The 12724-nt window shown below is 38.6% G+C and carries 11 protein-coding genes and 1 other RNA gene; 10 read left to right on the top strand and 2 right to left on the bottom strand.

The window, feature by feature from the left end; genetic code table 11:
* The first annotated feature begins 164 nt into the window (after positions 1-164).
* The 3 genes from tpiA to eno all read left to right on the top strand — a co-directional run bounded on the left by tpiA (position 165) and on the right by eno (position 4028).
* Positions 165-926 carry a triose-phosphate isomerase gene (tpiA, locus tag ACOQFO_RS00785; protein WP_421687821.1) on the top strand — a complete coding sequence of 254 codons (762 nt, stop codon included), beginning with the start codon at positions 165-167 and terminating at the stop codon, positions 924-926.
* Between the two features lie 108 nt (positions 927-1034).
* Positions 1035-2573, top strand: coding sequence for a 2,3-bisphosphoglycerate-independent phosphoglycerate mutase (gene gpmI, locus ACOQFO_RS00780; RefSeq protein ID WP_421687820.1), 1539 nt, complete (start codon positions 1035-1037; stop codon positions 2571-2573).
* A gap of 159 nt (positions 2574-2732) precedes the next feature.
* On the top strand, positions 2733-4028 hold the full coding sequence (gene eno, locus ACOQFO_RS00775; protein ID WP_421687819.1) for a phosphopyruvate hydratase: 1296 nt from the start codon (positions 2733-2735) through the stop codon (positions 4026-4028).
* Between the two features lie 449 nt (positions 4029-4477).
* Here the strand turns inward: eno and ACOQFO_RS00770 are convergent, their stop codons facing one another.
* Both ACOQFO_RS00770 and ACOQFO_RS00765 read right to left on the bottom strand, forming a co-directional pair.
* Positions 4478-5437, bottom strand: a complete 960-nt coding sequence (locus tag ACOQFO_RS00770) for an NERD domain-containing protein (RefSeq protein ID WP_421687818.1) — start codon at positions 5435-5437, stop codon at positions 4478-4480.
* A gap of 120 nt (positions 5438-5557) precedes the next feature.
* On the bottom strand, positions 5558-6583 hold the full coding sequence (locus ACOQFO_RS00765) for a bile acid:sodium symporter family protein (protein ID WP_421687817.1): 1026 nt from the start codon (positions 6581-6583) through the stop codon (positions 5558-5560).
* A gap of 357 nt (positions 6584-6940) precedes the next feature.
* Between ACOQFO_RS00765 and secG the strand changes: the two genes are divergently transcribed.
* From secG to ACOQFO_RS00730, 7 genes are all read left to right on the top strand, one after another.
* Positions 6941-7168, top strand: coding sequence for a preprotein translocase subunit SecG (secG, locus tag ACOQFO_RS00760; RefSeq protein ID WP_421687816.1), 228 nt, complete (start codon positions 6941-6943; stop codon positions 7166-7168).
* 164 nt (positions 7169-7332) lie between these two features.
* The gene (locus ACOQFO_RS00755) at positions 7333-8082 is read left to right on the top strand and encodes an alpha/beta hydrolase (protein ID WP_421687823.1); all 750 of its coding nucleotides are present in this window, start codon (positions 7333-7335) and stop codon (positions 8080-8082) included.
* A 108-nt stretch (positions 8083-8190) separates the two neighbouring features.
* Positions 8191-10500 (top strand): ribonuclease R, encoded by a 2310-nt coding sequence (gene rnr / locus ACOQFO_RS00750; protein ID WP_421687822.1) that lies wholly within the window; start codon positions 8191-8193, stop codon positions 10498-10500.
* A gap of 217 nt (positions 10501-10717) precedes the next feature.
* Positions 10718-11182 carry an SsrA-binding protein SmpB gene (smpB, locus tag ACOQFO_RS00745; RefSeq protein ID WP_421687815.1) on the top strand — a complete coding sequence of 155 codons (465 nt, stop codon included), beginning with the start codon at positions 10718-10720 and terminating at the stop codon, positions 11180-11182.
* Positions 11183-11541: 359 nt separating this feature from the next.
* Positions 11542-11896: a transfer-messenger RNA gene (gene ssrA, locus ACOQFO_RS00740) on the top strand.
* 83 nt (positions 11897-11979) lie between these two features.
* Positions 11980-12153, top strand: coding sequence for a hypothetical protein (locus ACOQFO_RS00735; protein WP_421687814.1), 174 nt, complete (start codon positions 11980-11982; stop codon positions 12151-12153).
* Complete coding sequence (locus ACOQFO_RS00730) at positions 12140-12715, top strand: Fic/DOC family protein (RefSeq protein WP_421687813.1); 576 nt, start codon at positions 12140-12142, stop codon at positions 12713-12715. Before ACOQFO_RS00735 ends, ACOQFO_RS00730 begins: the two co-directional genes overlap by 14 nt.
* Positions 12716-12724 lie beyond the last annotated feature (9 nt).

Raw genomic sequence — 12724 nt, 5'->3', positions numbered from 1 at the left:
TTCGTGAAAATATTTTGATAATTAATTTCCAGTTTTAAAAAAATGAACATTAAAAAATCCCACCTAAAATAGGAGGGATGAAATAAATTGGTTTGAGGAAAATCCTTGAACCACAAAGCTCGGCGAATGCCGAGAGTCTATTGATAAATAAGGAGGAGACGTTCATGCGTAAACCAATTATTGCAGGGAATTGGAAAATGTATAAAACGATTCAAGAAGCAGCTGAATTTGTTGAATCAGTACGAGATCAAATTCCTACCGCATCTGATGTAGATACAGTGATTTGTGCTCCAGCCTTATATCTACCTACTTTAATTGACATAGCAAGTGACACCGATTTAGCAATTGGTGCACAAAACATGCATTATGAAAATGAAGGTGCCTATACAGGCGAAATCAGTCCTAAACAACTAGCTTTTATTAATACTGATTATGTCATTCTGGGCCACTCAGAACGTAGACAGTATTTTAATGAAACAGATGAAGCAGTGAATAAAAAAGTGAGTGCAGCTTTAGCTAATGGAATCGTCCCAATTATTTGCTGTGGAGAAACATTAGAAGAACACGAATCAAATCAAACAGAAGATAAAGTTCGTAGCCAAATTAAAGCTGCACTAAACGGCTTTGAAGCAGAGGCAGTTAAACATACTGTAATTGCTTACGAGCCAATCTGGGCAATCGGAACAGGCAAAACAGCAACAGCAGATGATGCGAATCAAGTATGTGGAGTCATTCGTAAAGAAATCGAAGAATTATTCGGTAAAGAATGTGCAGAAGCGATTCGCATTCAATACGGCGGAAGCGTGAAACCGGAAAATATCCGTGAACTTTTATCAAAAGAACATATCGACGGTGCATTAGTCGGTGGTGCAAGCTTACAAGAAGAGTCGTTTTTAGCTTTAGTTAGAAATGCAATTGGTGAATAAAATAAGCGTGAAGTTCGCGTGGTGATGTCGGCCGGCTAAATTGTCAGCTGAGTGGGTTCGGATTTCAAGTTTTGGATTTGAATTAATTTATAATTGGAGGCGGCGGCAATGCCTAAACAACCCGTAGCATTAATTATATTAGACGGCTTTGCTTTCCGTGACGAACAGTTTGGAAATGCTGTAGCACAAGCAAAGAAACCTAATTTTGATCGTTATTGGAACCAATTTCCGCATTCAACGTTAACAGCTAGTGGTGAGGCTGTTGGGTTACCGGATGGTCAAATGGGAAATTCTGAGGTAGGACACTTAAACATTGGCGCAGGCCGTATTGTTTATCAAAGTCTTACACGAATTCATAAATCGATTCGTGAAGGTGACTTTTTCAAAAATGAGAAGTTCCTAAAAGCAATCGAACACGTAAAAGCAAACAATTCAAAACTACATCTGATGGGCTTGTTGTCAGATGGTGGTGTACATAGTCATTACGAGCATTTATTTGCTTTATTGAAACTTGCGAAACAACATAAGTTAGACGAAGTGTATGTACATGGATTCTTAGATGGCCGTGATGTTGGACCAACTACAGCACTTGAATATATCGAAGAAACAGAAAAGCAAATGAATGAAATCGGCGTTGGTAAGTTCGCGTCAATCCACGGTCGTTATTATGCAATGGACCGCGACAAACGCTGGGAGAGAGTTCAGTTAACTTACAATGCACTTGTAGATGGAATCGGGCAAACTGCTCCTAGTGCAAAAATTGGTGTCGAAAGCTCCTACAGTCGTGAAGTAAACGATGAGTTTGTCATTCCTTTTGTAATTACGCAGGAAGGGAAACCAGTTGCTACGGTTGACACAAATGACGCGGTTGTGTTCTTCAACTTCCGTCCAGACCGTGCAATCCAATTATCAACTGTTTTCACAAACGACAAGTTCATTGGCTTTAAACTTTCTGAAAAACATCCACAGAATTTATCGTTCGTTTCATTCACACATTATAGTGCGGATGTTAATGCACTTGTGGCGTTTGAAAATATTGATTTAGTTAATACTGTCGGTGAAGTGATTGCAAGAAGTGGTAAAACACAACTTCGCATCGCTGAAACTGAGAAGTATCCACATGTTACTTTCTTTATGAGTGGTGGACGTGAGGAAAAATTCCCTGGTGAAGAGCGAATTTTAATTCCTTCACCTAAAGTAGCAACCTACGATTTGAAACCAGAAATGAGTGCTTACGAAGTAACAGAAGCACTTGTTGCTGAAATCGAAGCCGACAAATTCGACGCGATTCTCTTAAATTTTGCTAACCCTGATATGGTAGGACATAGCGGTATGCTAGAACCGACGATTAAAGCAATAGAGGTAGTTGATGAATGCTTAGGTAAAGTAGTGGACGCCATTTTAGAAAAAGGCGGCGCTGCAATTATTACAGCTGACCACGGGAACTCCGACGAGGTAGTAACTTTAGAAGGAGAGCCGATGACAGCTCATACAACTAACCCAGTTCCGGTGATCGTGACGAAGGAAGGCATTGAGATTCGAGAAGGTGGAATTTTAGCCGATCTTGCACCAACAATGCTGAAATTGTTAGGTTTGAAACAGCCGGAAGAGATGACAGGGAAGCCATTGTTTGAAGTAGTGAAGTAGGTTTTTATTTGGAATTTGGCGATAGAGCTTGTCCGTCCGGAATTCTGCTGGTTTATTGAGGGGAAAATTAGGGTTTTAGGCTTTATTGCCATTAAATATATGATAAAGACGATATTTTATTGTCATAATAAAATTGATTAATAAGGAGACTTGAAAACAATGCCATTTATTACACAAGTTTATGCTCGCGAAGTATTAGATTCACGCGGTAATCCAACAGTAGAGGTTGAAGTATTTACAGAGTCAGGCGCATTTGGACGCGCAATCGTGCCATCAGGTGCATCAACTGGGGAATACGAAGCAGTTGAATTACGCGACGGCGACAAATCTCGCTATCTTGGTAAAGGTGTTTTAAAAGCAGTTGAAAATGTAAACACAATCATCGCTGATGAATTAGAAGGAAACTACTCTGTACTAGATCAAGTAGTAATCGACAAAGCTTTAATCGAACTTGATGGTACTGATAATAAAGGTAAACTTGGTGCAAACGCGATCCTTGGTGTTTCATTAGCTGTTGCACATGCTGCTGCTGACTACTTAGATATACCTTTATATCAATACCTTGGTGGGGTAAATGCAAAACAACTACCTGTTCCAATGATGAACATCTTAAACGGTGGTGCACATGCGGATAACAACGTAGACATCCAAGAATTCATGGTTATGCCAGTAGGTGCAGAAAGCTTCCGCCATGCATTACGTATCGGTGCTGAAATCTTCCACAACTTAAAAGCAGTTCTTAAAGAAAAAGGCTACAATACAGCTGTTGGTGATGAAGGTGGATTTGCTCCAAACCTAGGTTCTAACGAAGAAGCTATCACTGTAATCTTAGAAGCAATCGAGCGTGCAGGTTACAAACCAGGCGAAGAAGTTCAATTAGCAATGGACGTTGCATCTTCTGAGTTATTCAATAAAGAAGACGGCAAATACCACTTAGCTGGTGAAGGCGTTGTGAAAACTTCTGAAGAAATGGTTGCTTGGTACGAAGAGTTAACATCTAAGTATCCAATCATCTCAATTGAAGACGGATTAGATGAAAACGACTGGGCTGGTCACAAGCTGTTGACTGAGCGCATCGGTGGTCGCGTACAATTAGTAGGTGACGATCTATTCGTAACAAACACAACTAAATTATCTCAAGGTATTGAACAAGGCGTAGGTAACTCAATCCTTATTAAAGTTAACCAAATCGGTACTTTAACAGAAACTTTAGACGCAATCGAAATGGCAAAACGTGCAGGCTACACTGCAGTAATCTCTCACCGCTCTGGTGAATCTGAAGACGCAACTATCGCCGACATCGCAGTAGCAACAAACGCAGGCCAAATCAAAACTGGTGCCCCATCCCGCACAGACCGCGTTGCGAAATACAACCAATTATTACGCATCGAAGACCAACTAAGCGGAACTGCACAGTACTTAGGGTTGAAGTCGTTTTATAATATTAAGAAGTAATCGGGTTTTGTCTTGATTTGTGGACCTCTTTCTTAGGAAAGAGGTCCTTTTTGTGTGAAAATGGGGGCAGCTTTAACAGGGAGACGTGATTGAAATAATCTGAGCTTCAGATATTCGCCAAAATCGAACGAGTATTCGCCAGAATGTAAGAGTTATTCGCCAAAATCAAGAGAATATTCGCCATCCAGTCAGAATCAGGTTGAATCAAATAAGATATTCGCCAAAAATGAACAAGTATTCGCCAGAATGTAAGAGTTATTCGCCAAAATCAAGAGAATATTCGCCATCCAGTCAGAATCAGGTTGAACCAGATAAGATATTCGCTAAAATGGAATAAATATTCGCCACACAGTCACTATTCAGAACACAAGCAGTATAATCTTTCATTCTCTACTAAAATAAAAAAGAGAATCATTCCAATAGAATTGATTCTCGTATTACAAATTTCATTATTTGCTATAAATATTTTCAGGAATTATATAATATCTCCCTCGTTTTTCTCCAAAAGCTTTTAAATTCAATCTTATTAATAATTTTGAAGCTGCATCAATAGACTCAACATCAAAAAACTCCCGAAACTCTTTATTTGTTATCCTATCACTTATCAATAACCGATAGTCGTTCAAAGCGCGGCGTATGGCATTTTTGTTTCGTACTCCGCATTTAGGGCATTGCCAATTTCCGGTTTTGTAGATCATTTGAACTTTGAAATCGCATATTTCACAGAGTACACCTCTTCTAATGCGAGACAAAGAGATAGTTGGCCTAACTTCTTTTCGCTTTAATTTAGATAGAATCAGTGATGAGAGTTTTTTCAGTTGTTTCTCAGAAAGTGTTTCTGGATAGTTTGATAAGAGATTATAGACATAGAATCTCAAACCGCTAGCATGGAATATCGCAAAGTTTTTGGGGACATTACCAATGATGGTTGCAGGATTTGAAAAGACAACTGCCATAGCAATTGGAAGGGGAATTTTGAACTGGTTCAACAAACTATTCAGATGCTGGGAGTGTCGCTTGACTTGATCGATCGGGTTTGAATAACTTTTAAGAGATCCGTCTGGTTTTGTCACTAACATTTGGTGTTTATATTCATCGATATCAACTTGCCCAGAAACATTTTTCGCATCAACAATCAGAATAAATTTAGTCGTAAGCAATAGGGTATCTATTTGGTGTGGATTACCAAGTTCATTTTCATATTCGTAATTGAAAAGTAAATAATGAGGACCTAGATTCAACATATCAAACCATTCTCGGTCAACCCGATTTTCACCCTCGTAACCAGCTACTTGTCGATAGTAAGATTCTTTAAAATATGTGAAGTCTGGATCATCAGGGTAGAGTCGCAAAAGTAAAGCCTCTAACATTGCTAATTTATTTGGTCTAGTTCGCTCCAACAATATCACCGTCCGTCTCACCTCCTCCTACCTACTATAATAAAATCAATAATCAGGAAATGAAACCCAAAAATAAAAACTGCCCCAAACTTGTAATTTGGGGCAGCCATACCTATGCAAAACGCAAATTTACGCGTTCACTTTTTCTTTTTCGTCTACTTTTTTCTCAACTTGACCGCCACCGCCATCGCCATCGCCATCGCCATCTCCAGCAGCTTTCACCATACGGCTTGCTTTACTTGACCAGTAAGTCGCTAAGATTGGACCTGAGATGTTGTGCCAGAAGCTGAAGATTGCACTTGGTACTGCAGTGATTGGGTCAGGGAAGTGAGCTGTTGCTAGGGAAGCCCCTAAACCAGAGTTTTGCATACCAACTTCGATTGAAACTGCTTTTTTATCTTCATATTTTAAGTTGAATACTTTACCGATACCATATCCTACTAAGTATCCTAAACCGTTGTGTAAAATAACGATCGCTAAAATGAATAAACCAGATTCAATAATTCGATCACGGCTACCACTTACTACAGCGGCAACGATTAATACGATCGCGATAACAGATACTACTGGAAGAATGTCAACTGCTTTAGAAACGATTGGTCTAAAGAAGAATTGAGCAATTGCTCCAAGAACGATCGGAACTAATACAACTTGTACTACTGACATGAACATTGCCATGAAATCAACTGGTAACCATGCACTTGCAAGGAAGTAGATTAATGCAGGTGTCATGATTGGTGCTAATAAAGTCGTAACGGAAGTGATTGTTACTGACAAAGCTGTATTCCCTTTTGCTAATAAAGTCATAACGTTCGATGATGTACCACCTGGACAACATCCTACTAAAATTACCCCAACAGCTAATTCAGGAGGAAGTTGGAATAGTTTTGCTAATCCGAATGCAAGTAATGGCATTACAACGAATTGAGCGATTACACCGATAAATACGCCTTTTGGATACCTTACTACTAATTTAAAGTCATTCAGTTTTAACGTCATTCCCATACCGAACATGACGATCCCTAATAATGGAGTGATGTACTGGGCAAGCCATGTAAAGTTTTCAGGTGTCCACATTGCAAGACCAGCTGCAAGTAGTACCCAGATAGCAAATGTGTCCCCTGCGAATTTTCCTATTTTTTGTAGTGCATTCATGATATGTAACCTACCTTTTTATTAATTTGGTATGCATTATTATAGTGAAGTGGATTCGGAATATCAATAATATTCTGAAAGAATAGATAAAAAGTCTATTAAATTTACAAAAAAAATAAACGAATTGCAGAGAATATCATATTATTTTCAGTAGTGAAAAACATTTCATTCATTAGTATTAAGAAACCACAAAAAAATCCCAAATTTCACTAAAAATATAGAATAAAATAAATAATCCAGTTATACTAAAGAAACAAGTACTCAATAATAGCAGAAACGAATTGTTTATTGTCATAATAGACTTATTTTGGTATACTGTATTTTGTTGTGAAGTTTCGATTTCAGGAGGTGGAGTTTATGCATACGTTATTAGTTACATTACTGATCATCGTAAGCTTGGCATTAATTGTTGCTGTTTTATTACAATCTAGTAAAAGCTCAGGATTATCAGGAGCCATCTCAGGTGGAGCTGAGCAACTGTTCGGGAAACAAAAAGCAAGAGGTTTAGATTTAGTTTTACATAGAGCGACAATCGTACTTGCAGTTTTGTTCTTTATTTTAGCTCTTTTAGTAGTTAAACTATAATTTTGAAATAAAATACTCAATAGTTAAAAATAATAAAAGCCTAGCCGAGCATGGTTAGGCTTTTTCATTTATAATAAAACTGAGGAAATATTATGTAGTTTGCTCATAAATTGACACGTCAAGTGTTTCACAAATACAACTTAAGAAATTCTTGGAGGATTTGCATTTTGCGTAAAATAAAAATCGAACCATTTTTCTATAAGGCTGGCCCACGGGCGGTATTGTTATTACATGGTTTTACTGGCAGTTCGTCGGATGTCCGTATGTTAGGACGATTCCTTGAAAAGAACGGATATACTTGTCATGCGCCACATTATAAAGGGCATGGTGTTCCACCAGAAGAATTAATCGAAACATCGCCATCTGATTGGTGGGAAGATGTTCTTAAAGGATATGAAACGCTGAAACAAGAAGGCTACGAGGAAATTGCAGTTGCTGGCCTTTCATTAGGTGGCGTATTTTCATTAAAACTTGCCATGCAAACAGAGCTCAAAGGAATCATCACGATGTGTTCACCAATGTCGATGAGAACGACTGACAAAATGTTTGAAGGTGTTCTTAAATATGCGAAAGAATACAAACGTTTTGATGGAATAGATGAGGCTCAAGCAGAACAAGAAGTGGAGGAAATTCGAAAAAAAGGAATGCCATCACTTCCAGAGCTACAGAAACTAATCAAAGATGTTCGCAGTGAATTAGACATGATTTATACACCTATTTTGGTTATTCAATCGACTCACGATGAAGTAATTGACCCACAGTCTGCTCATATTATCTACGATGAAGTGGAATCCTTAAAGAAGGAAATCGTTTGGTTTGAGCATTCTAGTCATGTCATTACGCTCGACAAGGAAAAAGGTGAACTTCACGAAACCATCTTAAAATTTTTAGATTCACTTGACTGGAATGAATAGTTTGAATCAGTAAAAACTAAAGTATACCTAACAAAGAGATTCGCTTTACAAAAAGGAGGGAAAGTAGTGGCTCAAACAAATGAACTACAACAGCGACTGTTAGACCTCATGAAAGAAGAGGACTACAAACCGCTAAAAGTAGATGAAATAGAAGAACTACTTGGACTAGAAGATGCCGATGAATTTAAAGAACTAATCAAAACATTGGTCCGCATGGAAGATCAGGGCTACGTCGTACGCTCTCGTTCAAACCGTTATGGATTGCCAGAACGTATGAATTTATTGCGTGGGAAATTTATAGGACACGCAAAAGGATTCGGATTTGTAACACCTGAAGAGGAAGGCATGGATGATATTTTCATCCCACCACATGAAATCAATGGTGCGATCAATGGCGATATCGTTTTAATTCGCGTATTAAAAGAATCTTCAGGGGACCGAAGAGAAGGTACAATTACAAAAGTAATCGAACGTGGTCAAACAACCTTTGTCGGAACGTATCAAGCGAATCGTGGATTTGGATTTGTTGTTCCAGACGATAAAAAACTTAACATGGACATCTTCGTTACAAAAGAAGACTCTCTTGGTGCAGTGGATGGCCATAAAGTAGTTGTTGAAATTGTAAACTGGCCAAGTGAAATCAAATCCGCAACAGGGATTATTACGAAAATCCTTGGACATAAAAATGATCCAGGTGTCGATATTTTATCAATCATTTACAAACACGGTATCCCACCAGAATTTCCGAAAGAAGTTGTTGATGCAGCAGCTCAAGTGCCAGATGAGATTTCGGAAGATGATCTAGTAGGTCGCCGTGATTTAAGAAATGAAATGATCGTTACGATTGACGGCGCCGATGCGAAAGACCTAGATGACGCTGTTACGGTTACAAAATTAGAAGATGGTAAATATAAACTCGGCGTACATATTGCCGATGTAAGTTACTATGTTCGCGAAGGTTCTTTACTTGACCGAGAAGCATATGAGCGCGGTACGAGTGTTTATTTAACAGACCGAGTAATTCCAATGATTCCGCATCGATTATCGAACGGGATTTGTTCATTGAATCCTCAAGTGGACCGTCTAACATTATCTTGTGAAATGATTATTGATCGAAATGGGCATGTCGTTGAGCACGAAATCTTCCAAAGTGTTATTAAAACAACGGAGCGTATGACGTATTCCGATGTGAATAAAATCTTAGTCGACGAAGATAAAGATTTAATCGAACGCTATGAACCACTTGTTCCGATGTTTAAGGATATGGAAGAATTAGCGGAAGTTCTACGCAATAAACGTTTTGAACGTGGTGCGATTGACTTTGACTTTAAAGAGTCGAAAGTATTGGTAAATGAAGATGGATGGCCTATTGACATCGTGTTACGTGAACGTGGAACAGCTGAACGTCTTATTGAAGAGTTCATGTTAGTAGCGAATGAAACGATTGCAGAGCACTTCCATTGGATGAATGTACCGTTTATTTACCGAATTCACGAAGATCCAAAACCTGAAAAGTTAAATCGATTCTTTGAATTTGTTACGAATTTTGGATTAGTGGTGAAAGGGACTGGTAATTCAGTACATCCAAAAGCGTTGCAGGAAATTATTAAGGCAATTGAAGGATTACCAGAGGAACCGGTTATTTCTACGATGTTACTTCGTTCATTGCAACAAGCAAAATATTATCCAGAATCAATCGGACACTTTGGTTTATCAACGGATTATTATACGCATTTCACATCGCCAATTCGTCGATACCCAGACTTAATCGTTCATCGATTAATCCGAACTTATTTAGTACAGGGTGACGTTTCTAAGGAGACAATATTTAAATGGGCGCAAGCAATGGATGAAATTGCGGACCACACATCTGATCGTGAACGCCGTGCTGTTGATGCGGAGCGTGATACAGATGCATTGAAAAAAGCACAATTCATGTCTGATAAAATTGGCGAAGAATTCGAGGGTATGGTATCTTCCATCACGAACTTCGGTATTTTCGTTGAGTTACCAAATACGGTTGAAGGTCTAGTCCACATTAGCAACATGACAGACGATTATTACCGTTTCGATGACCGTCAAATGATCATGGTTGGTGAGCATACTGGTCGCATATTCCGTATTGGGGATGAAGTCCAAGTACGCGTAACAAATGTAGTCATTGAAGAATCGTCTGTTGACTTTGAAGTTGTCGGTATGGTGAAATCTCACGCAGGTAGATCGAGAAAAGCTGCACCGAAAGTAATTCATGCAGGTCGCAGTGGCGGTGGCCGTGGTGACAAAAAAGATAAAAAAGAAGATGGTCGCCCAGGACGTCGGCGAGACGATAAGAAACCTGGCGAACGCAAAGTAAAACAAAAGCAAAGATTTTACGAAGGCGTAGCCAAAAAAGGGAAAAAGAAAAAGAAGAAAAGATAACTCGTAGTTTTTCGCGAGATATTGTATAGTAAAAGAATAAAAAATCGTTGGATAGGCTGTAAAAAAGTTGCTTTCTAAAGCAAGTTCAGTAAAGTAATTTTTACACAGCCTTTCTCGTGTTGATGGATTGGGAAAGTTTGAGGCTTTTGGCAATCCGCAAAGAAAAGCGGGGGCGCAGGTCTCTGTTTTTCTAATTGATTTGTGTGAGGTGTGTTTTATGGCAAAAGGGACAGGGAAAGTTTTAGCCCAAAATAAAAAAGCAAGCCATGACTATTTTATAGAAGAAACTTACGAAGCAGGTATGGTTCTTCAAGGTACAGAAATCAAATCCATCCGTGCTGGTAAAGTGCAGCTGAAAGATTCCTACGTTCAAATTAGAAATGGAGAAGCATGGATTTACAACATGCACATTAGTCCATACGAGCAAGGAAATCGTTTCAATCACGATCCATTACGTGTACGAAAACTATTGCTTCATAAAAAGCAAATCGGAGAATTACTAGGTGCCGTGAAGCGTGATGGTTATACTATCGTTCCATTAAAAATGTACATTAAAGATGGCTATGCCAAACTATTAATTGGCTTAGGTAAAGGGAAGAAAGATTACGACAAGCGTAATGATATGAAAAAGAAAGAAGCAAAACGTGAGATGGAGCGTGCGTTTAAGGCGAAACAACAGTAAATAAAATCGGAAATGCGCTTTTGAAAAAAGAAACCTATTTCGATGTCGCATCATGCTCTCAGACGACTTCGAGATACGACATAACCGGAATTAAGTGCAAATGCGCATAATTTTGATTATGTCCTATATCAATTTCGGCAGAATGCAAGATTTGATTATGCAAAAAGTTGCGCGGAAATTTTAGTTAACTTTCCAAGGCAAGTTTATGTAATGTCTCCAAGAGATACATAGGGAAGATGTCTTGAAATCTACTGTTTTGAGAGGTATAATGTTCATACAGCCAGTAAGTTAGTAAGTAAGTTCGATGCTTAAATGCGTCACTGCCGTACATGGTCTAGGCCATGACCCTTTTATATAAAGGGGACGTTACGGATTCGACAGGGATGGTTCAAGCTTGAGCTGCGCGTCGGAGGTCTCGGCTCCGTCATCAACGGAAGTTATATAATAACTGGCAAACAACAAAATTTAGCTTACGCAGCTTAGTCTCGTAGCGCTCTGCCTCTCTATCGCCCATGTAGAGAACGTGGGGCTCAACTTTAGTGGGATACGGTCGGTGGTGCCACTTGAGTCACCGTCAAGAGATTTCCAAGTTAGTGCTCAGGACGCCTGTTTGTCGGCATAATGCAGCATGAAATGTAAATAGGCAAACTACACGCGTAGACGTTTAAGTATTGGAGTTTCTGGACGCGGGTTCGACTCCCGCCGTCTCCATAAATGAGTAACAACAGCTTAGGTTATTAAATAATCTAAGCTGTTTTTTTCTATAAAAAGAAATTAGACTTGGCGGGAGGAGAAAAATGAAGAAAATAACAGTGGATTCCATCGAGTACAAACGAGTTGAAAAAAATTTAACTTTGGAAAATTTTCAGGTAGATCTTATAATTGCTAAAAAGGCAATAGAAGTGGTGAATTCAGGCCAACCAATAACGCCGAAACTAATAAGAGACGTGTTGAATAATGGGAAAGTATAATTTTGATGAAGAAGATACAGTTTTACTTTCTCATAGTGTTCAAAAAGTTGAAAATTTTGTTGAACTTGAAAAGATTGAGCAGTACGCTTTTTTCATTCGATCTTTTCAAATTGAGCAAGGGATTTATAAAGTACAGGGGTTCACTTTTAATGATTTAGTTAGACTACACCATCACTTATTTCAAGATGTATATACTTTTGCTGTTGAGGTGCGTAATGTCCAATTAACAAAGGGTAATACAAGATTCTGTCAGTTTCAGTTCATAGAAACTATGGCTAAAGAAATTTTTAAACATCTTGAAAATGAATCAGAATGGCTGACAACTAAAGAGGCTGCAAAACGAATAGCCTACTTCAAAGCAGAATTAAACATGCTCCATCCATTTCGAGAAGGCAATGGCAGAACAATTCGGATATTTATTCAAAATTGTGCCCAAGCAAAAGGGTACATGTGGCATTACAATGAGCTGCAACAAGATGAATATATACAAGCAATGATTGAATCAACCTACAATACTACAAAGCTTGAAGAAATTATCTTCAATACATTAGAAAAATTGTGATTCTTGGTA

The sequence above is a fragment of the Ureibacillus sp. MALMAid1270 genome (assembly GCF_049202975.1).
GTDB lineage: Bacteria > Bacillota > Bacilli > Bacillales_A > Planococcaceae > Ureibacillus.
The sequence above is the reverse complement of the archived record's forward strand: the minus strand, read 5'-3'. Positions and strand labels throughout refer to the sequence as shown.

Excerpts from the sequence above, each read along its gene's own strand:
- tpiA (WP_421687821.1), top strand. The coding sequence starts at position 165 with ATGCGTAAACCAATTATTGCAGGGAATTGGAAAATGTATAAAACGATT.
- secG (WP_421687816.1), top strand. The coding sequence starts at position 6,941 with ATGCATACGTTATTAGTTACATTACTGATCATCGTAAGCTTGGCATTA.
- smpB (WP_421687815.1), top strand. The coding sequence starts at position 10,718 with ATGGCAAAAGGGACAGGGAAAGTTTTAGCCCAAAATAAAAAAGCAAGC.
- ACOQFO_RS00735 (WP_421687814.1), top strand. The coding sequence starts at position 11,980 with ATGAAGAAAATAACAGTGGATTCCATCGAGTACAAACGAGTTGAAAAA.
- gpmI (WP_421687820.1), top strand. The coding sequence starts at position 1,035 with ATGCCTAAACAACCCGTAGCATTAATTATATTAGACGGCTTTGCTTTC.
- ACOQFO_RS00730 (WP_421687813.1), top strand. The coding sequence starts at position 12,140 with ATGGGAAAGTATAATTTTGATGAAGAAGATACAGTTTTACTTTCTCAT.
- rnr (WP_421687822.1), top strand. The coding sequence starts at position 8,191 with ATGAAAGAAGAGGACTACAAACCGCTAAAAGTAGATGAAATAGAAGAA.
- ACOQFO_RS00765 (WP_421687817.1), bottom strand. The coding sequence starts at position 6,583 with ATGAATGCACTACAAAAAATAGGAAAATTCGCAGGGGACACATTTGCT.
- eno (WP_421687819.1), top strand. The coding sequence starts at position 2,733 with ATGCCATTTATTACACAAGTTTATGCTCGCGAAGTATTAGATTCACGC.